The sequence below is a fragment of the Pseudomonas sp. DG56-2 genome (assembly GCF_004803755.1).
GTDB lineage: Bacteria > Pseudomonadota > Gammaproteobacteria > Pseudomonadales > Pseudomonadaceae > Aquipseudomonas > Aquipseudomonas auratipiscis.
The window spans coordinates 2,043,692-2,066,810 of record NZ_CP032311.1 but is presented as its reverse complement, the minus strand read 5'-3'; the positions used below and the strand labels follow the sequence as shown (position 1 = coordinate 2,066,810).

Genomic DNA, 23,119 nt, shown 5'->3' with positions numbered 1-23,119 from the left:
CGATGATGAATCCACAGCACTCCCTCCCCGAAGATGACCTGCTGGCCTTGTTAATGGCCGATGAAGCAGGCGCCCCGGACGCCATCGCCACCCGTTCCGATCAAGCCCCTCAACCCCTGTCGTTTGCCCAGCAACGCCTGTGGTTCGTACAACAATTCGCGCCACTGGGCTCAGCTTACAACTTGCCACGCGCCTTGCTGCTGAAGGGTGAGTTACGGGGGGACTCGCTGGAGTCGGCCCTACAGCAGGTAATTGAACGCCATGACATCCTCAGAACCCGTTTCGAAGAAATCGACGGCCAGCCCATGCAGGTGCTCACCCCACAGGCGAAACTGCACCTTCATCACCATGATCTTTGTGCCCTGATCCCTCTCGAACGCGACACTCGACTCCAACAACAGCTAACGGCCGAGGCAGGAAAACCTTTCGACCTGGGCTGTGCCCCATTGATTCGCGCCAACCTGATTCGCCTGGCCGAGGACCAGCATGTGTTGCTGTTGAACATGCACCATATTGTCTCCGACGCCTGGTCCAACCCGATCCTCATGCAGGACCTGAGCCGCGCCTACCAGAACGCCGTGCAAGGTCACAGTCAATCACTGCCACGGCCGGCCATCCAGTACAGCGATTATGCTCGCTGGCAGCGCCAGGACTACCTCACCACCGCCCAACATGCCAAGGCTGCGCGCTACTGGCGCGACTACCTTGGTGGCGAGATCACCCCGCTGGACCTGCCGTTGGATCGGCCTCGCATCGATGGCCGTGTAGCCCTCGCCGGCACGGTTACCGCGAGCCTGCCGGCGCCACTGGTGGCAGGTCTCAACAGCTTCTGCCAAGTCCACGGGCTGACCCCATTCGTGGTGATGCTCGGCGCCTGGCAACTGCTGTTGGGCCGCTATGCCAATCAAGACGATTTCACCGTCGGGGTACCCAATGCCAGCCGTAATCAGGCCCAAACCCAGGATCTGGTGGGCTACTTTGTCAGCACCCAGATCTACCGCGCGCAACTCGATGGTAGCCAATCGGTACTGAGCTTTCTGCAAGCGCTGCGCGAACAGTCGCTGGCAGCCCTGGAGCATGCCGACTACCCCATCGAACTGATCCTCGATGACTTGCAACTACAGCGCAGCAGCGAAGCAAATCCGTTGTTCCAGACCCTGTTCAACTGGCGCGTGGCGACCGGCGAACAAGCGCCGTTGCACTTCGCCGACCTGTTGCTGGACTTTCTGCCGCTGGGACAGCAGGAAGCCAAGTTCGACCTCTCCCTGGATATCACCTACAACCCTCGCAGCATCCAAGCCAGCTTCGAGTACGACAGCACGTTGTTCGCTTGCGCCAGTATCGAGCGCCTGGCGCGGCATTGGCAGAAGCTGCTGAACGCCCTGATCACACAGCCACGATACGCCGTCGGCGAACTGCCCATGCTCGACGCCGATGAGCAAAAAGCGCTGCTCGCATGTGGTAATGACACCGCCGTGCCGCGTCCAGACCTGCCCGCCGTGCACCTGCAGGTTGCTGCGCAAGCCGCCAGCACGCCTCAGCGCCTGGCCGTTGCCTGCCACGGAAAGACCCTTACTTATGCCGAGCTCGACAGCCGCGCCAACCGTCTCGCCCATCACCTGATCGAGCTGGGCGTGGGGCCTGATGTGTTCGTCGGCGTGGCACTGGAGCGTAGCGTCGATCTGGTGGTCGGCCTGCTGGCGATCCTCAAGGCCGGTGGCGCCTACTTGCCACTGGACCCGAACTACCCCGCTGAACGCCTCACCTACATGATGCAGGACAGCGCTGTTGAGCGAGTGCTGCTGCACCCCGAGCAGCAGCACAGCATCCCACTGCCCGAGGGTGTGCAGGCGGTGTACCTGCACAGCGTTCACGAGCAATTGCGCGGCTACGCCGAGACAGCGCCGCAGGTGACGGTCGACCCCGAACATCTGGCCTACATGATTTACACCTCGGGCTCCACCGGCCAACCCAAGGGCGTACAGGTGCGGCACGGGGCGCTGGCCAACCATATGGCCTGGATGCAACAGTCACTGCAGCTGACAGCAGACGATCGAGTTCTGCAGAAGACTGCGATCAGCTTCGACGCCTCGGTGTGGGAATTCTGGCTGCCACTGCAGAACGGCGCTCAACTGCGACTGGCCAGCTCCGCCCTGAACCAGGATTTATCCCTGCTCTGGCAGGAGCTTGCCGCCGAGCGCATCACTGTCCTGCAGATGGCCCCGTCACTGCTGCAAGCCCTGCTGAGCCAGGCGGATGCTCGACAATTGGCCAGTTTGCGCCTGGTGCTGCTGGGCGGCGAAGCACTGGCTGTGGCGTTGGTAGCGCAACTACAGGCATTGTGGCAGGGACGCATCGTCAACCTTTATGGCCCGACCGAAGCGACGATCGACAGCTGCCAGCAGAGCATTGTCGAATCGCTCGACGGCTCCATTGCCCCGATCGGCCTGCCGATCGACAACGTTCGCGTGCACGTCCTCGATCGGCAACTGCAGTCTTGCCCGCATGGCAGCGCTGGCGAGCTGTATATCGGTGGTGCGGGCCTGGCGCGTGGCTACCACCAGCGCCCGGCATTGACTGCCGAGCGCTTCGTACCTGATCCTTTCAGCGCCAGCGGCGAGCGCCTGTACCGCAGCGGCGACCTCACCCGCCGGCGTGCCGATGGCACGCTCGAGTACCTGAGCCGAATCGATCAGCAAGTGAAAATCCGAGGTCTGCGTATTGAGCTGGGCGAGATCGAAGCCCGCCTGCTGCAACGTGCCGGGATCGTCGAAGCTGCCGTACTGGCCCAACCGAGCGGCAACGGACTGCAACTGGTGGCCTACCTTGCTGGCGCACACGTGCCAGACCAGCTCAGCGCCGCCAGCCTGCGTGAATCACTGCGCCAAACCCTGCTGCAGCAACTGCCGGATTACATGGTGCCGGCCCATTACCTGTTTCTCGACAGTCTGCCGCTGACGCCCAATGGCAAGCTTGATCGCCGCGCGCTCCCGGCGCTGGACAGCCGTCACGGCCAGCGTGCCTATCAGGCGCCGAGTGACGCCATGCAGCAACACATCACTCACCTCTGGCAAGAGGTGCTCAAACTTGAGCAGATCGGCGTCAACGACAACTTCTTCGAGTTGGGCGGCGACTCGATTCTGTCCATCCAGGTCGTCAGCCGCGCCCGCCAGGCTGGCATTCGCTTCACGCCCAAGGATCTGTTCAAGCACCAGACCATTCAAAGCCTGGCCCAGGTCGCGCAATGGGGTGAAAGCGCCGTGCAAGCCGATCAAGGCCCGGTGCTGGGCGAGACGCCGTTGCTGCCGATCCAGCATGCATTCTTTGCCAGCGCCATCGAGCAGCGCCAGCACTGGAACCAGTCGGTGATGCTCAAACCGGCAGCCCCGTTACATGCAGACACCCTGCATAGCGCCCTGGTAGCGCTGGTCGAACACCACGATGCCTTGCGCCTGCGCTTTACCCAGGTGGATAACCGCTGGCAAGCCATTCACACGCCGCTGACCGATAGCTCGACACTGCTGTGGCAGCGCAGCGTCGCCGATGCACAAGCGATGCTCGATGTGAGCAATGCAGCGCAACGCAGCCTCGACCTCAGTGACGGGCCGTTGCTGCGCGCGGTGTTGATGAGCCTGGCCGACGGCAGCCAGCGCCTGCTGCTGGTGGTCCATCATCTGGTCATCGACGGTGTGTCCTGGCGCATCCTCTTCGACGACTTGCAGCAGGTCTACCAGCAATTGCACAACGGTCAGGCGCCGAAGTTGATGGCCAAGACCAGCGCGTTCAAGTCCTGGGCCGAACGCTTGGGTGAACATGCCCGCAGCCGCGCAGTGGAGGCCGAGCTGGGGTATTGGCAGGCGCAGCTGCAAGACCTGAACCCCGACTTGCCCTGCAACAACCCCAACGGCAGCTTGCTTGGCCGCCACGCCGGAACGCTCGGTGTGCAGTTGAGCCAGGCCCACACCCGCCAGTTGTTGCACACCGCGCCTGCAGCCTATCGAACGCAGATCAATGACTTGCTGCTGACTGCCCTGGCACGTGCAGTACAACGCTGGAGCGGCCAGTCACAGGTGCTGGTGCAGTTGGAAAGCCATGGCCGTGAAGCGCTGTTCGATGATATCGACCTGACCCGCAGCGTCGGCTGGTTTACCAGCCTGTACCCGGTGCGTCTGTCGCCGCAGGCAGCGATGGGGGATGCGATCAAGACCATCAAGGAGCAACTGCGCGCGGTACCAGACAAAGGCATCGGCTACGGCGCCTTGCGCTATCTGGGTGACGCCACGATTGCCGAGCAACTCCAGGCGTTGCCGCAGCCGCGTATCACCTTCAACTACCTGGGCCAGTTCGACGGCAGCTTCGATAGCGACAACGGCGCCTTGTTCGCCCCCAGCGGTGAAGCCGTCGGCGATGAAAAGAGCCATGACACCCCGCTCGGCAACTGGTTGACGGTCAACAGCCAGGTCTACGACAACCGCCTGAACATGGCCTGGACCTTCAGCCACGAAATGTTCGCTGAGGCTCAGGTGGAACAACTTGCACAGTTCTGCCGTGAAGAGCTGGAACAACTGATCGAACACTGCAGCAGCGGCGAGCACCTGGGCCTGACCCCTTCGGACTTCCCGCTGGCGACCCTCAGCCAACAGCAGCTCGACGCCCTGCCGATTGCCGTGCGAAACATCGACGATATCTACCCGCTGTCACCCATGCAGGAAGGTCTGCTGGTGCATACCTTGCTGGAGAAGCACTCGGGCATCTACTTCATGCAAGAGTGCTACACCATCGGCGAAAGCATCGACTACACCTTGTTCGATGCAGCCTGGCAGCAAGTGGTGCAGCGCTACGAAGCGATTCGTGCCTCTTTTCTGTGGAACACCGGTGGCCAATTGCTGCAGGTGATTCATCGCAACACCCCGGTCAAGGTTGAATTGCTCGACCTTAGCGACCTGCCCCTGGAGCAGGCCGAGCCGCGCATCATCGAACTGCTGCGCGAAGAGCGCGAAACGGGGTTCGACCTGGCCAAGGAGCCGCCGATCCGCTTCAAGCTGATCAAACTAATCGACCAGACTCACCGCTTCGTCATGAGCAACCACCACATCCTTATCGATGCCTGGTGCCGTTCGTTGTTGATGGCAGACTTTTTCGAGATCTACCACGCCTCCCGCGAAGGTCGGCCCAGCCAACTGGCCACGCCGTATCGCTTCCGCAATTTCATTGAATGGCTGCAGGGCCAGGACCGCGAGGCCGCGCAAGGTTTCTGGCGAGCGCAACTTGCGGGGCTGGAGCAGGCCACGCCATTGCCCACCGACCGCCCGCAAATCAGTGGCGCGGCGCATTCGGTCATCGACGACAACTACACCTGGTTGAGCAGCGAGCAAAGCATGCGACTGCAGGAAGCGGCCAACCAGCAACGGCTGACCGTCAACACCTTCGTCCAGGCTGCCTGGGCCTTGACCCTGCATCATCACAGCCGCTCCCGCGATATTGTCTTCGGCGTAACCGTCTCCGGACGTCCGGCTCATATTCCGCAGATGCAGGATACCGTCGGCCTGTTCATCAACAGCGTGCCGTTGCGCATCAAGCTACCCTCCCCGGACGTGCGCACCCGTACACTGGATTGGTTGCACACCATTCTCGACACCAACGTCTCGCTGCGTGAATATGACTACCTGCCACTGGTAAACATCCAGGCCTGTAGCGAACTGCAAAAAGGCCAGCAACTGTTCGACAGCCTGTTCGTCTTCGAGAACGCGCCGATGGCCGCCTCGGTTGGCGCCGATGCGCAGGACATGGGGGTGATTTCCGAGTCGTCGCGGACCCACACCAACTACCCGATCACCGTGGTGGTCTACCCTGGCGAGCAACTCGGCCTGCACCTGTCGTATGACACGCGCTATTTCGACCGCGCAACCATGGACGCACTGTTGGCGCAGTTCCAGCAACTGCTGGTGAGCCTGCCTTCGCAGCTGCAGGCACCGCTTGAACAGGTGGCGCAGCTGGAAAACGGCGAGCATCACGACTGGATTGTGCAGCACAACCAGACTGCCGTCGCCCATGCCCTGGACCGCTCGTTCATCGAGCTGTTCGAAGCGCAGGTCGACCAGCACCGCGAGCAGCCCGCCGCCAGTTGCCAGAACCACGTGTGGAGCTACAACGCTCTCGACCGTCACGCCAACCGCGTTGGCCATGCCCTGCTCGCCCATGGTGTGACGCAGGACCAGCCAGTGGCGCTGCTGACCGACCGCAGCCTGGAACTGCTGGCGACCATCGTCGGCGCTTTCAAGGCCGGCGCCGGTTACCTGCCGCTGGACCCAAGCCACCCCGACGAACGTATTGCCAACATCCTCGCGGCCAGTCGCACCCCGGCGCTGATCTGTACTGCCCGCTATCGTGAACGCGCCCGCTCATTGCTGGCAGGCCTGGCGCAGCCGGTGCAACTGCTGGTCTGGGAGGACGTGCTCGATAGCGGCTACAGCGAAACCCGCCCAGGCATCTTCAGCGCAGCCAACAGCCTTGCGTACGTGATTTTCACGTCCGGCTCCACCGGGCAGCCCAAGGGCGTGATGGTCGAGCAAGCCGGCATGCTCAACAACCAGTTGAGCAAGGTACCCTACCTTGGCCTGGGCACGCGCGACATCATCGCCCAGACCGCTTCGCAGTCGTTCGATATTTCAGTCTGGCAGTTCCTCACCGCGCTGCTGTGCGGCGCCCAGGTACGCATCATTCCCGATGAGGTGTCCAAGCACCCGGCGCGGCTGCTGGCAGAGATTGAAGAACAGCATGTCAGCGTGCTGGAGATTGTCCCGGCACTGATCCAGGCCCTGCTCGAAGAACAGCACAGCAACCTCACCGAACTGCGCTGGTTGCTGCCCACCGGCGAAGCGCTGCCAGCGGAAACAGCGGCAGGATGGCTGCAACGTTATCCACACATCCCACTGGTCAATGCTTACGGCCCGGCCGAATGCTCCGACGACGTCGCCTTCTACCAGATCGATCAGGCGGCCACCGAGCGCACCCACATCCCCATCGGTTACCCCACCGACAACAACCGCTTGTACCTGCTCGATGACTACCTGTGCCCGGTCCCCGATGGTGCGGTGGGTGAGATCTGCATTGCCGGTGTCGGCGTCGGTCGCGGCTATTGCGCCGATCCGGGCAAGACCGTCTGCGTGTTCGTGCCCAACCCTTTTGCCTTGCTGGCGGGCGAGCGCCTGTACAAGACCGGCGACCTGGCGCGCCGACGCAAGGAAGACGGCGCCCTGGAGTACCTGGGGCGGGTCGATCAGCAGGTCAAGGTCAATGGCTTTCGCATCGAGCTGGGCGAGATCGAGGCGCAGATCAGCCTGTTCCCCGGCATTCGCGAAGCCGCAGCGCTGGTCATCGAGCATGCCTTGGGCAAGCAACTGGTGGCGTTCCTCACCCTGGAAGCCCAAACGCAGGCCGACAGCAACAACCTCGACGACCTGCGTGCATTCCTCAAACGCCGTCTGCCGGTGTACATGAACCCCAGCCTGTACCAAGTGTTGGAACAGATGCCACGCAACGCCAACGGCAAGCTCGACCGCAAGGCCTTGGCCCGCCTCGAAACCCAAGGTCCGCAACAGCTTTTCCGCGCACCGCAGAGTGAATTGCAGCATGCCGTAGCGACCGTTTGGCAAACCGTGCTGAAGGCCGAACACATCGGTCTTGATGACAATTTCTTCGCCTTGGGCGGCAACTCGCTGTTGGCCACACAGGTCACCTCGCGCATCCAACTGGAGCTGGCAATCGAGGCGCCGCTGGCGGCCTTGTTCGAAAGCGCCAGCCTGGAGGACTTCGTTCGCCGCCTGCCGGCCCCGGCTGCGCCAACCACTGAAAACGAATTGACCGATCTGTTCGATCTGCTCGATGTGCTGGAGACTCAATGATGCAAAGCAAAGCCCTGTCTGACTTGATCGAACGCTTTATCAAGTTGCCCACAGCCCAGCGCAAAACCCTCTACCAGCAAATGGTCAGCAAAGGCGTGAACATCGCGCGCCTGCCGATCCCGGTGACGCGCGACAGCTTTGAACGTATTGCACTGTCGTTCGCCCAGGAGCGGCAATGGTTTCTCTGGGGGCTGGACCCCAGCAGCAGTGCCTACAATCTGCCAACCGCCCTGCGCTTGCGCGGTGCGCTGGATGTGCCGGCCTTGCAGGGCAGTTTCGATGCTTTGGTGATGCGTCACGAAAGCCTGCGCACACGCTTTGTCGAAGAGGGTGACCAACGCCTGCAAGTGGTCGAGGCCGAAGGCCGAATTGTCATGGAGCAGTTGGCGCTACCCGCTACTGGCAACGACACCACTGACCGGTTGGATGCCTACATCGCCGAACAGATTGCCCGGCCGTTCGATCTGCAGAGCGGGCCGTTGCTACGCGTGCAGTTGCTGCGCCTGGGTGCCGACGACCATGTCTTGTTGTTGGTGCAGCACCATATCGTTTCCGATGCCTGGTCGATGCAGGTGATGGTCCGCGAACTGATCGCCGGCTACAGCCAGAAAAGTGCCGGGCAACCCACGACCCTGCCCGACTTACCGATCCAATATGCCGACTACGCACTGTGGCAACGCCACTGGATGGAAGCCGGTGGCCGCGAAGAGCAGTTAGCCTACTGGCGCGAACAACTGGGTGATGAACAGCCGGTACTGCAGTTGCCTGCCAGCCGCCCACGACCGCCCGTACGCAGTGATCGCGGCGCGTTGCACAAGGTAGAGCTGGACGCTGAACTGGGTCAGGCGCTCAAAGCCTTGGCCAAGCAGCAAGGGGTTACCCTGTTCATGCTCATGCTGGCCGCCTTCCAGGCCTTGCTGCATCGTTGCAGCGGCCAGGACGACATTCGCGTCGGCGTGCCCATCGCCAACCGCAACCGGGTAGAAACCGAAGGGCTGATCGGCTTTTTCGTCAACACCCAGGTGCTGCGTGCGCAGTTGCATGGTGAGTTGCCGTTCAGCGACCTGCTGCAGCAGGTCAAGCAGCGCGCCCTTGGTGCCCAGGCTCATCAAGACTTGCCATTCGAGCAACTGGTCGATGCCCTGCAACCTGAGCGCAACATGAGCCACACCCCCTTGTTCCAGGTGGTCTACAACCACCTCAGCGCCGCGCCGGTCAGCGCCGCAGTGACGGCCGGGGATATCCAGGGATTGTCTGTCGAAGCGATCGAGTGGGCCAACCAGACCGCGCAGTTCGACCTGGCCCTCAACACCTACGAATCAGAGCAGAGCCTGTCGGCCTCGTTCATCTATGCAACCGATCTGTTCGATGCTCAAGATGCACGTTTGCTGGCCAATCACTGGCTGAATCTATTGCGCGCCATTGCCCGGAACCCGCAGCAGCGTATCGGTGAACTGACATTGCTCGACCAGGATGAGCAACAGGCGATGCTGGCGCAATGGAACCCGGTGCCCCGCCACTTCGAAGTCGAGCGTTGCCTGCATCAATTGATCGAGCAGCAGGCCGCCCTTCGCCCCCAGGCCATCGCCCTGACCTTTGAAGGCCAGCACCTGAGTTATGAGGCGCTCAACCGTCGCGCCAACCGCCTGGCCCATCACCTGATCAGCCAGGGCGTCGGCCCCGACCGCCTGGTTGGCCTGGCCTGCGCGCGCTCCTTCGACATGCTTGTGGCTATCCTCGCCATCCTCAAGGCCGGCGGCGCCTATGTACCGCTCGACCCGCAATACCCCGAGGACCGCCTGGCCTACATGATCGAGGACAGCGGCATCGCCCTGCTCCTGGGGCAACCGGCGGTGCTCCAGCACCTGCCGCTGCCCGAAGGGCTGGCAACCGTCGCCCTCGACGCGAGCTTTGCCGAGCAGCCCGAGCACAACCCGGAGGTTGCCCTGAGTCCAGACAACCTGGCCTATGTCATCTACACCTCAGGCTCCACCGGCCGGCCCAAAGGCACGCTGCTGCCGCACCGCAACGTGCTGCGCCTGTTCGGCGCCACCCAGGACTGGTTCGGCTTCGACCACGACGATGTCTGGAGCCTGTTCCACTCCTATGCCTTCGACTTCTCGGTGTGGGAGATCTTCGGTGCCCTGCTCCATGGTGGTCGCCTGCTGATCGTGCCTCAAGACACCACGCGTGCCCCCGACGACTTCTACGCCTTGCTGTGCGACGAAGGCGTCAGCGTCCTCAACCAGACCCCTTCGGCTTTTCGCCAGCTCATGCATGTGGCCTGCGCCGAACAGAACCTTCAGCGTGACAACCGCCTGCGGCATGTGGTGTTCGGCGGCGAAGCCCTCGATATCGGCAGCCTGACGCCCTGGTTCCAGCGCTTCGGTGACCAGGCCCCACGCCTGGTCAACATGTACGGCATCACCGAGACCACCGTACACGTCACCTATCGCCCGTTGTCGTGCGCCGACCTCCAGCAAGCCAGCGTCAGCCCGATTGGTGAGCCGATTGCGGACCTGTCCTGGTACCTGCTCGACGCCCAGCTCAATCCGGTGCCGCACAACTGTATCGGTGAGCTGTATGTCGGCCGCGCGGGTCTTGCCCGTGGCTACCTCAACCGCGCCGATCTCACTGCCACGCGCTTCATTCCCAACCCGTTCGACAATGACGGCAGCCGCCTGTACCGAACCGGTGACCTGGCACGCTGCACTGCCGATGGAGCGATCGAATACATCGGCCGTATCGACCATCAGGTGAAAATTCGTGGCTTCCGTATCGAGCTGGGTGAAATCGAGGCGCGCCTGCAAGCCCTCGACGGCATTCGTGATGCAGTGGTGCTGGCGCAACCTGGCCCCAGCGGCGCGCAACTGGTGGCCTACGTGGTGGCCGACGATGCACGACTGGAGATCGCCGAGCTCAAGGCCCGGCTCAAGGCGTCGCTGCCCGACTACATGGTCCCCGCGCATGTGCTACTGCTCGAACGCCTGCCGCTGACCACCAATGGCAAGCTTGATCGCAAGGCGTTGCCACAGCCCGACAGCCAGGCACAGCAACAGGGCTACACAGCCCCCCGCGAAGGCCTGGAGCAACAGATTGCCGAACTCTGGCAGCAGGTGCTGCAAGTCGAACGGGTCGGCCGCGACGACAACTTCTTTGAACTCGGTGGCGACTCGATCATCTCCATTCAGATGGTCAGCCGCGCTCGCCAGGCTGGTATCCGTTTCACTACCAAGGAGCTGTTCCAGCACCAGAGCGTGGCCCGTCTGGCTGGCATTGCCCAGCACATCGAGCAGGGTCAGGTCATCGACCAAGGGCCAGTAACAGGAATCGCACTGCTGCTGCCAATTCAGCAATGGTTCTTCGAAGAGGTTCAGCAACAACGTCATCATTGGAACCAGGCTGTGGTACTCAAGCCACGCCAGGCACTAGAGCCTGCCATCCTCGAAGAGGCCCTGCGCGCCTTGCTGGCACACCATGACGCCCTACGCCTGGTGTTCCGTGAACAAGGCCTGGGCTGGGTGGCCGAGCACCGGCCGCCGGCCGAACTGAGCGAACCGCTGCTGCGCAGTCTGCGCCTGGAAAACCTCGAAGATCTGCGCGAAATGGGCGAACAGAACCAACGCAGCCTCGACCTGACTAACGGCCCGTTGCTGCGCGCCATGCTCGCCGAACTGCCCGATGGCAGTCAGCGCCTGCACCTGGTGGTGCATCATCTGGTGGTCGACGGAGTGTCCTGGCGCATCCTGTTCGAAGACCTGCAATTCGCCTACGAACAGCTGCAGGCCACTCGCAAGGTCAAGCTACCCGCCAAGACAAGCGCTTTCAAACACTGGGCCGAGCACCTCGAAGGCTATGCTCGCGCCCGCCTCGGCCAGCAGGACGAGGTGTTCTGGCAACGCCAGCTGCAGGGTGCCCCTGAGGGCCTGCCGTGCGACAACCCCGAAGGTGGCCTGCAGAACCGCAATGCCATGACCGTGCATGCACGCCTGCCACAAGCGCAGACTCGTGCCCTGTTGCAACATGCCCCAGCGGCCTACCGCACCCAGGTCAACGATCTGCTGCTCACCGCATTGGCGCGAGTGATCTGCCGCTGGACCGGTGAACGCAGCATGCTGGTACAGCTCGAAGGTCATGGCCGCGAGGAGCTGTTCGACGACATCGACCTATCGCGTACCGTGGGCTGGTTCACCAGTATGTTCCCGGTACACCTGACCCCCGCCGATGATCTGGGACTGGCGATCAAACACGTCAAGGAGCAACTGCGGGCCATTCCCGACAAAGGCATCGGCCATGGTGCTCTGCGTTACTTGGGCACGCCCGAGAGCCGCGAGCGCATGCAAGCATTGCCGCAGCCGCGTATCACCTTCAACTATCTGGGCCAGTTCGACGCAAGCTTCGGCGAAGAGCAAGGCGCCCTATTCATCCCTACCGGCGACCCCGCCGGTGCCGAACAGGATGCAAACGCACCGCTGGGCAACTGGCTGACCCTCAATGGCCAGGTGTATGGCGGCGAACTGAGCATGGGCTGGACCTTCAGCACCGAGATGTTCGACAGCACCACCTTGCAGCGCCTGGCCAACGACTATATGGCCGAATTGGCCAGAGTGGTGGAGCATTGCTGCCTACCGAGTCAGCATGGCGTCACGCCTTCCGACTTCAAGCTGGCGAACCTCACCCAGATGCAACTCGATACGCTGCCGGTGCCAGCCGGCAACATCGAAGACATCTACCCATTGTCACCGATGCAACAAGGTATGCTGTTCCACACCCTGTATGCCGAAGGTAGTGGCGACTACATCACGCAAATGTGCGTGGATGTCGAAGCACTCGACCCCGAGGCTTTCCGCAAGGCCTGGGAAACGGCCGTGGACGCCCACGACATTCTGCGCAGCAGCTTCATCTGGGAAAATGGTTTGGCCCAACCGGTGCAATTGGTGCACCGTCGAATCGAGCTGCCGTTCCGCTATCTCGACTGGCAACTGCGTGACGACCTCAGCGAGGCGCTGGCGCAGTTGGCCGAACAGGATCGCCTGCAAGGTTTCGACCTCAGTACCGCACCACTGCTGCGTCTGTGCCTGGTGCGCACCGGCGAGAACCGCCATCACCTGATCTACACCCACCACCACATCCTGCTCGACGGCTGGAGCAACTCACTGCTGCTGGGCGAAGTGCTGCAGCGCTATCGAGGTGAGCCTGTACCGGCTACGGGCGGACGCTACCGCGACCTGATCGCCTGGCTGCACCAACAGGACGCAACCGCTTCCCAGGCGTTCTGGAGCGACCAGTTCTCACACTTCGAGGCCCCCACGCTACTGGCTCACGCCCTGGCCCCCAATGGCTACGCAGCCCAAGGCCACGGTGAGCATTTCCACCGCCTCGATGCCACCAGCACCGCCGCGCTGAATGCCTTCGCCCGGCAACAAAAAGTGACCTTTAACACCGTGCTACAGGCGGCGTGGATTCTTCTGCTGCAACGCCTAACCGGTCAGGCCACGGTCACCTTCGGCACCACAGTGTCGGGCCGCCCGAGCGGCTTGAAGGGCATCGAGCAACAGGTCGGTCTGTTCATTAACACCCTGCCGGTGGTGGCTTCCCCTCGTGCCGAGCTTCGCGTTGCCGACTGGTTGCAGCAGGTCCAGGCCCAGGGCCTGGCATTGCGCGAGCAGGAGCATGCGCCGCTGTACGAGATCCAGCGCTGGGTGGCTCAGGGCGGCGAGGCGCTGTTCGACAATATTCTGGTATTCGAGAACTACCCTGTGGCCCAGGCCCTACAACAAGCGCGCGGCAACGGGCCACGTTTTGCCAATGTGCGCAACCAAGAGCAGACCAACTACCCACTGACCCTGCAGGCGATCCTGGGCGATGAACTCACCCTGCAGTTCAGCCATGCCCACGCAGCCTTCTGCAGCGCCGACATTCAACGCCTTGGGCAGCAAGTGGAGGCCTTGCTGCGTGCCATGCTGGCCAACCCGCAGCAGGCCTTGGGCGAGTTAACACTGCTGAGCGGCGAGGCGCAACGTGCAGCCATTGCCCAGTGGAACCCGACCCCCCAAGTCTTTGACGTCGAACACTGCCTGCACACCTTGATCGAGCGCCAGGCCACCCTGCGCCCCGCGGCCATCGCCCTGACCTTTGAAGGCCAGCACCTGAGTTATGAGGCGCTCAACCGTCGCGCCAACCGCCTGGCCCATCACCTGATCAGCCAGGGCGTCGGCCCCGACCGCCTGGTTGGCCTGGCCTGCGCGCGGTCCTTCGACATGCTTGTGGCTATCCTCGCCATCCTCAAGGCCGGCGGCGCCTATGTACCGCTCGACCCGCAGTACCCCGAGGACCGCTTGGCCTACATGATCGAAGACAGCGGCATCGCCCTGCTGCTCGGTCAACCGGCAGTGCTCCAGCATCTGCCACTGCCCGAAGGGCTGGCAACCGTCGCCCTCGACGCGAGCTTTGCCGAGCAGCCCGAGCACAACCCGGAGGTTGCCCTGAGTCCAGACAACCTGGCCTATGTCATCTACACCTCAGGCTCCACCGGCCGGCCCAAAGGCACGCTGCTGCCGCACCGCAACGTGCTGCGCCTGTTCGACGCCACCCAGGATTGGTTCGGCTTCGACCACAACGATGTCTGGAGCCTGTTCCACTCCTATGCCTTCGACTTCTCGGTGTGGGAGATCTTCGGGGCCCTGCTCCATGGTGGTCGCCTGCTGATCGTGCCTCAAGACACCACGCGTGCCCCCGACGACTTCTACGCCTTGCTGTGCGACGAAGGCGTCAGCGTCCTCAACCAGACCCCTTCGGCTTTTCGCCAGCTCATGCATGTGGCCTGCGCCGAACAGCACCTTCAGCGTGACAGCCGCCTGCGGCATGTGGTGTTCGGCGGCGAAGCCCTCGATATCGGCAGCCTGGCGCCCTGGTTCCAGCGCTTTGGTGACCAGGCCCCACGCCTGGTCAACATGTACGGCATCACCGAGACCACCGTACACGTCACCTATCGCCCGTTGTCGTGCGCCGACCTCCAGCAAGCCAGCGTCAGCCCGATTGGTGAGCCGATTGCGGACCTGTCCTGGTACCTGCTCGACGCCCAGCTCAATCCGGTGCCGCACAACTGCACCGGTGAGCTGTATGTCGGCCGCGCGGGCCTTGCCCGTGGCTACCTCAACCGCGCCGATCTCACTGCCACGCGCTTCATTCCCAACCCGTTCGACAATGACGGCAGCCGCCTGTACCGAACCGGTGACCTGGCACGCTGCACTGCCGATGGAGCCATTGAATACATCGGCCGTATCGACCATCAGGTGAAAATTCGTGGCTTCCGTATCGAGCTGGGTGAAATCGAGGCGCGTCTGCAAGCCCTCGATGGCATTCGTGATGCAGTGGTGCTGGCGCAACCTGGCCCCAGCGGCGCGCAACTGGTGGCCTACGTGGTGGCCGACGATGCACAACTGGAGATCGCCGAGCTCAAAGCCCGGCTCAAGGCGTCGCTGCCCGACTACATGGTCCCCGCACATGTGCTACTGCTCGAACGCCTGCCGCTGACCACCAATGGCAAGCTCGATCGCAAGGCGTTGCCACAGCCCGACAGCCAGGCGCAGCAACAGGGCTACACAGCCCCCCGCGAAGGCCTGGAGCAACAGATTGCCGAACTCTGGCAGCAGGTGCTGCAAGTCGAGCGGGTCGGCCGCGAGGACGACTTCTTCGAGTTGGGTGGGCACTCGTTGCTCGTCATCAACCTGGTTTCGCAGCTGCAACTGAGCCTGGGTCTCAAGGTCACGCCCCAGGAGGTGTTCCATCACCCTGTCCTGGGTAACTTCGCCGCCAGTCTCGACCCTCAGGCAGGCCTGGCTGGCAAGGAAAAACTCAATGCACTTGAAGCACTGCTCGACGAAATGGAGGAAGTCTGATGGATAACCAAATGGCAATGGGTATCGCTCGGCGCTTCATCAGGTTGCCCCTGGAAAAACGCCGCCCCTTCCTCGAGAAGATGCTCCATGAAGGCGTTTCGCCCGCCAACTTACCGATTCCACCGCTACGTGCGGACTTCGACAAGTTGCCGCTCTCGTTCGCCCAGGAGCGCCAGTGGTTCCTTTGGCAGATGGACCCGACCAGCAGTGCTTATCACGTGCCCATCGCGCTACGCCTGCACGGGGTACTGGATCTCGAGGCCCTGCAACGAGCCTTTGACAGCTTGGTGCAACGTCATGAAACCCTGCGCACCACCTTCGTACTGGGCGAGGAACGCCCCGAACAAGTCATTCATGAGCCCGTACCGCTGACCATCGAGCGACACAATGCGTCATTCGACGAAGTCGAGCTCAAGAACTGGATCGAATACCGCATCGCCCAGCCGTTCGACCTGCAACATGGCCCGCTGCTGCGCGTCAGTCTTCTGCAAATGGCCGCCGACCAACACGTACTGCTTGTGGTGCAGCACCATATTGTCTGCGATGGCCAGTCGATGCAGGTGATGGTCGATGAACTAGTGCGACTGTACGGCGCCTTCAGCCAAGGGGGCAAAGCGTCCCTGGCGCCGTTGCCGATCCAGTACGCCGACTACGCCATCTGGCAGCGTCGCTGGATGGAAGCCGGCGAACGCGAGCGACAAATGAGCTACTGGCAAACACAACTGGGTAGCGACCATACCGTGCTGGAACTGCCTTTTGATCGCCCACGCCCAGCGGTGCGAAGCGACCTGGGCGCACTGCTGTCGATAGACCTGCCAGCCACGTTGGGCCAGAACCTCAAGGCCCTGGCCCAACGCCAGGGGGTCACCTTATTCATGCTGCTGCTGACTTCATTTCAAGTGCTGCTGCACCGCTACAGCGGTCAAGGCGATATTCGCGTCGGTGTACCGGTGGCCAACCGCAACCGGGTCGAAACCCAGGGTCTGATCGGCTTCTTCATCAATACCCAAGTGCTGCGCGCCGAAATCCACCCCGGCCAGACCTTCAGTGAACTGCTGCAACAGGTGCGCCAGCGCACCCTGGGCGCACAGGACCACCAGGAGCTGCCGTTCGAGCAGTTAGTCGAGGGCCTGCAACCGGAGCGCAGCCTCAGCCACACGCCGCTGTTCCAGGTGATGTTCAACCATCAGCACGCCGCCCGCCAGGCCACCGACAGCGGCTCCAGCGGCCCATTGCAAGTCTCGCCGTTGGCCTGGAGCAGCCATACCGCCCAGTTCGACCTGACCCTGGCTACCTACGAGTCCGCCACCGGGCTGGCCGCCACTCTGACCTACGCCACCGACCTGTTCGAACCTGGCCGTATCGAGCGCATGGCGCGACACTGGCTCAATCTACTGCACGGTATCGTCGCCAACCCACAGGCCAAGGTGGCGCTACTTCCGCTGCTCGAGACTGAAGAACAAGCGCTGATCGTCGAGCAGTGGAACGACACCACAGTGACCGACTACCCGCTGGATACCCCAATCCATCGTTTGATCGAGGAACAGGTGCTCGCTACCCCGGATGCACCAGCGTTGCACTTTGGTGAGCAGGCGTTGAGCTACCGCGAGTTGGACCAGCGCGCCAACCAGTTGGCTCATCAATTGATCGCCCTGGGCGTCGGTCCGGAAGTGTTGGTCGGCATCGCCGTCGAGCGTAGCCTGGAGATGGTCGTCGGCCTGCTGGCAATCCTCAAGGCGGGTGGCGCCTATGTGCCGCTTGATCCTGAATACCCCGAGGAGCGCCTGGCCTACATGATCGAGGACAGCCGCATCGGCTTGCTGCTGAGCCAATCGCACCTGAACCTGCCGTGCCCGCAACGTCTGGCGAAACTGAACCTGGATACCCTGTCGCTGGAAGGCTTCTCGGTGCAACCCCCTGCGGTCGCCGTCGACCCTGAACATCTGGCCTACGTTATCTACACCTCTGGCTCTACCGGCAAACCCAAAGGCGCGGGAAACCGCCACAAGGCGCTGACCAATCGCCTGTGCTGGATGCAACACGCCTACAACCTTGGCCTTGGCGACACCGTACTGCAAAAAACGCCGTTCAGCTTCGACGTGTCGGTGTGGGAGTTCTTCTGGCCGCTGATGACCGGTGCACACTTGGCCATTGCCGGGCCTGGTGATCACCGTGACCCGCGTCGCCTGATCGCACTGATCAACAAACACCAGGTCAGCACCCTGCACTTCGTGCCGTCGATGCTGCAGATGTTCCTGCTCGATGAGCAGGTCTCTTCCTGCACCAGCCTGCGCCGGATCGTGTGCAGCGGCGAGGCGTTGCCGGTGGATGCCCAGAACCAGGTGCTGGCCAAACTGCCAAATGCCGCGCTGTACAATCTTTACGGCCCGACCGAAGCAGCTATCGACGTCACCCACTGGCACTGTCGCGACGAAGGCCTCGATGCGGTGCCGATCGGCAAACCGATCGCCAATCTGCAAACCTACGTACTGGATGTCGAGTTGCAGCCCGTTCCTGCGGGTGTGGTCGGCGAACTTTACCTCGGCGGCGAAGGGCTCGCCCGCGGTTACCATCGCCGCCCGGCGCTGACTGCAGAGCGCTTTGTCACCAGCCCGCTCGGCTACGGCCAGCGTCTGTACCGCACCGGCGACCTGGCTAGCCTGCGTACCGACGGCGTAATCGAGTATCGTGGTCGCATCGATCATCAGGTGAAGATCCGAGGCCTGCGTATCGAGCTGGGAGAGATAGAAGCCCGCCTGATGGAACAGGAAGCCGTGCGCGAAGCCGTGGTGCTGGCCATAGACGGCACCTTGATCGCTTATGTAGTGCCAACTGACTGGACTGCGCAAGACCAGGAAGCCCAGCGCGATATCATCCGCGAGCCACTGCGCCAGACCCTGCCAGACTACATGGTCCCGAGCCAACTGCTGTTCATCGAGCGCCTGCCGTTGAGCCCCAACGGCAAGCTCGAACGCAAGGCGCTGCCCAAGCCCGATTTCACGCAAGTACAGAAGACCTACGTCGCGCCGCGCAGCGCACTGGAACAACGTATCGCAGCCATCTGGCAGGACGTACTCAAGCTTGAGCGGGTGGGTTTGAACGACAACTTCTTTGAACTCGGTGGTGACTCGATCATCTCGATCCAAGTGGTCAGCCGCGCCCGCCAGGCTGGTATCGATTTCACCCCGAAAGATCTGTTCCAGCACCAGACCGTGCAGCACCTGGCAAGCGTCGCGCAACAGGACGCCAGCCAGCTGGCGGCGTCATTCAACGCCCTGCCCCACGACTGGCAAGAGGCAGCCGAGGTGGCCACACGCAGCGTGACGCCGGCAGATTTCCCCTTGACCAAGCTGACCCAGGCCCAGTTGGATAACCTGCCGATTCCGGTCGACCAGGTGCAAACCCTCTATCCCCTATCACCCATGCAGCAGGGCATGCTCTTCCACACCTTGCAATCCAGCGCCGCCAGTCTTTACGTCACTCAAACCAGCGTACCGGTGGAAGGCCTGGACAACCAACGCTTCATTGATGCCTGGAACGCCGTCATCGCCCGCCACGAAATGCTGCGTACCGGCTTCTGGCACGATAACCTGCTCAGCGAGCCGCTGCAGATCGTGCGGCGCCAGGCCAGCCTGCCCTTGCGCCTGCTGGACTGGCGCGGGCACGAGGTCAGCGAGCAGCAACTGCACGCCGAGGCCCAGGCCGACTGCCAGCGCGGCTTCGACCTGCTGCAGGCACCGCTGATCCATCTCACCCTGATCCGCTTGAGCGATACCAGCCAGCAGTTGATCTGGACTGCCCACCACATTCTCATGGACGGCTGGAGCAGCTCGCAGCTGCTGGCCGAGGTGTTCGCCCTGTACGCCGGACACCCGCTGCCAGCCAAGCAAGGGCACTACCAGGACTACATCCAGTGGCTGCAGGCCCAGGACACCAAGGCCTTGGAAAGCTTCTGGTGCGCACGCCTGCAAGACATCGGCAGCACCACTCAACTGGCCGCTGCGGTGTACCCCAAGCCTGCGGCCGGGCAAACAGGGCACCAGCAGCTGTGCCTGGACTGGGATATCAGCCGCACCCAGGCGTTGCGCCTGCAGGCACAACGCCTGCGGATCACTCCCAACACGCTGATCCAGGGCGCCTGGTTGCTGCTCCTACAGGCCTACACAGGCCAGCAGACCGTGTGCTTTGGCGCCACGGTCGCCGGTCGCCCCACCAGCCTGCCGGGGGCCGGGGATATCCTTGGGTTGTTCATCAACACCCTGCCGATTATCCAGAGCCCGCGCCCAGAGTTGCAGCTGCGTCAATGGTTAGCGCAACTGCAGGCCGACAACCTGGAGGTACGCGACCATGAGCATGCCTCCCTGGCCGACCTGCAACGCTGGGCGGGTCACCCGGGCCAGGCGTTGTTCGACAGCATCATCGTGTTCGAGAACTACCCGGTTAGCGAGCGCCTGGACGACGCTCAACGCTCACAGTTGCGCTTTGGAAAAGCCCAAGGCCGGGATGTCACCAACTATCCCATGGACCTGGAAGTGCACCTGGGCGAGAGCCTGCGGATCAAATTCCTGTACCTGCGCAGCCACTTTACCGAACAGTCCGTACACGCCATCCGTGGCGAATTCGAACGCTTGCTACAAGCCATGCTCACCAACCCGGACAGCGCCCTGGGCAACTTGCTCTTGTGGCAACCTCAGGCGCAGCCAACACCCACCGCACCCACAACGCCGAGCACCTTGCTGGTCGAGCGCATCGCCCAGCACGCCCACGCCAATCCCGACCAAGTAGCCGTCAGTTGCGCCGGCCAGTATCTGACCTACGCCCAGTTGGAAGTGCGTGCCAATCGCCTGGCGCACTACCTGATGGCTCAGGGTATCGGCCCGGAGCACTTTGTTGGCATTGCCCTGGAACGCTCGTTAGAGGTGATAACCAGCTTCCTCGCGGTAATGAAGGCCGGTGCAGCCTACGTGCCGCTGGACATCGATTACCCGCCGGAGCGTATCAGGTGGGCCATGCAGGACTCAGGCATGACCCTGCTGCTTACCCGCGGCACCGTGTACGAGCGCCTACCCCAGGGCACCGGCGTGCCCTGCACCGACCTCGACGGCCTGGACCTGTCGGCATTTCCCGCGCACACCCCGGTGCAACGCAGCGGCGGTGACAATCTGGCGTACCTGATCTACACCTCGGGTTCCACCGGCAACCCCAAGGGCGTGTCGGTCACCCATGCACCACTGGCAATGCATTGCCAAGCCATCGCCGAGCTGTACGAGATGGACGCCAGCACCTGCGAGCTGCTGTTCATGTCATTCGCCTTCGACGGTGCCCAGGAGCGCTGGCTGTCAACGCTGTCGTCGGGCGGGCGCCTGGTGCTGCGCGACAACCGCCTGTGGACGCCGGAGGAAACCTGGCAAGCTCTGCACCAGGAGCAAGTTAGCATCGCTTGCTTCCCACCTGCATATCTGCAGCAACTGGCCGAATACGGCGAAACCCAGACCAGCCCACCGCCGGTGCGCATCTACTGCTTTGGCGGTGACGCGGTGGCCGATGCCAACTTCGAGTTGGTCAAACGCAGCCTGCGCCCGCAGTACCTGACCAACGGCTACGGCCCCACCGAAACAGTGGTGACGCCACTGCTGTGGAAGGCTGACCTGGGCCAGCGTTGCGAAGCAGTGTATGCCCCCATCGGCAAGGTCGTAGGCAACCGCACGCTGCAGGTGCTCGACCCGCTCCTGCGTCCCCTCCCGTCGCGATTGGCCGGCGAGCTCTATATCGGTGGGGAAGGTGTTGCCCGTGGCTACCACGCACGCCCTAGTCTCACCGCCGAACGCTTCGTGCCCGATCCCTTCGGTACGCCTGGTGCACGCCTGTACCGCACCGGCGACTTGGTACGCGCTCGTCTGGATGGGGTGTACGACTACCTGGGGCGCTTGGACAATCAAGTGAAGATTCGCGGCTTCCGCATCGAGTTGGGCGAGATCGAGTCACGCCTGCGCAGCTACCCTGGCGTTCAGGATGCGGTGGTGGTGGCACGCGATATCAGCAATGGCAAGCAACTGGTCGGTTACGTGGTCGGTAACGACCTGCAGACCGATGCATTACGCGCTCAGCTGGGCGCCGAGCTACCCGACTACATGGTGCCAGCGCATCTCCAACTCCTCGCGCACCTGCCGCTGAGCCCCAACGGCAAGGTCGACCGCAAGGCCCTGCCCGACCCGGACTTCAAGGCCAACGTCCACGTCCCCCCGCGCAATGCGCTGGAGCATGACTTGGTAAAGATTTGGCAAGAGGTGCTGGAGCGCGAACAGGTGGGTATCACCGACAACTTCTTCGAACTTGGCGGCGATTCTCTGCGCATCCTGCGCGTGCTGTCCAAGGCCCGAGCCCTGGCGCACCCCGGCTTCGAGCTGAAGCTGCGTGACCTGATGGGTAAGCCGACTATCGCCGAGCTGTCCGGCTTTGACCCACGCGAAACCGCCAGTGCCCCCAATCCGTTGCTCGCACTCAACCGCCCCACGCCCGGCAGTCCCCCACTGTTCTGCCTGCATGCAGGTTTCGGTACGCTGTTCGACTACGAACCGCTGGCCCGTTGCCTGGAGGGCCAGCGCAGCGTGGTCGGGGTCCAGTGCCGCATGTTGCTTGACCGCGAATGGCAAGACAGCTCGCTGACACAGATGGCCGACGACTATGTCGCTGCAATTCGCAGCCTGCAACCTCACGGACCCTACGCTCTGCTCGGCTGGTCGTTGGGCGGCGCCCTCGCGGTGCTGGTAGCCGACAACTTGAAGCGACAGGGCCAAGAGGTCGAATACCTGGGCCTGGTGGACAGCTTCTCACCCCATGGCCAAGTGTCTGCCGACGATGGGCATGCCCAAGAGCTGGCACAGTTCCTTGGGGTCATACTCGGGCGTCCGGTCGAATCGTTGGCACCGCTAACGCTACAAGGCGAGCACGCGCGCGCGGCGCTGGAACAGCTGATTCGCGATGAACAGGGCAAGGGTCCGGAAAACGCTCGCTACAGTGGCTTCGATGCTGCCGACCTGGCCTTGGTGTTCATCGTCGCAATGAAGCTCAAGGCGCTGTCCGAACGGCTCGAAAGCCTGCCGGTGGTTTCCGGTCCAGCCAGCGTCTGGTGGGCCAATACTACTCCAGCAACGGAGCGCAAGACCTTCGAGCAAGTACTCGGAGGCCAATTGCAACGACGTACGCTACCTGCCGGCCATCATGAGCTGCTCGACCATCCGGGTTTCCTCGAACACCTGCTTCGGGACCTCACCAGCCCTGCACCGTTGCAATCCTGACCCTTGTCCGGCGCGG

At 62.6% G+C, this 23,119-nt stretch carries 3 protein-coding genes; all 3 read left to right on the top strand.

Annotated elements, in window-relative coordinates:
* Positions 1-2: 2 nt before the first annotated feature.
* From D3Z90_RS09400 to D3Z90_RS09390, 3 genes are read left to right on the top strand one after another with little or no spacing between them, the layout of a single operon-like run.
* Entirely contained in the window at positions 3-7,904 is a 7,902-nt protein-coding gene (locus tag D3Z90_RS09400) for a non-ribosomal peptide synthetase (protein WP_136475481.1), read from the top strand.
* Positions 7,901-15,805 carry a non-ribosomal peptide synthetase gene (locus tag D3Z90_RS09395; RefSeq protein WP_136475480.1) on the top strand — a complete coding sequence of 2,635 codons (7,905 nt, stop codon included), beginning with the start codon at positions 7,901-7,903 and terminating at the stop codon, positions 15,803-15,805. Before D3Z90_RS09400 ends, D3Z90_RS09395 begins: the two co-directional genes overlap by 4 nt.
* Positions 15,805-23,103 carry a non-ribosomal peptide synthetase gene (locus D3Z90_RS09390; protein WP_256658338.1) on the top strand — a complete coding sequence of 2,433 codons (7,299 nt, stop codon included), beginning with the start codon at positions 15,805-15,807 and terminating at the stop codon, positions 23,101-23,103. Before D3Z90_RS09395 ends, D3Z90_RS09390 begins: the two co-directional genes overlap by 1 nt.
* The last annotated feature ends 16 nt before the right edge of the window (positions 23,104-23,119 follow it).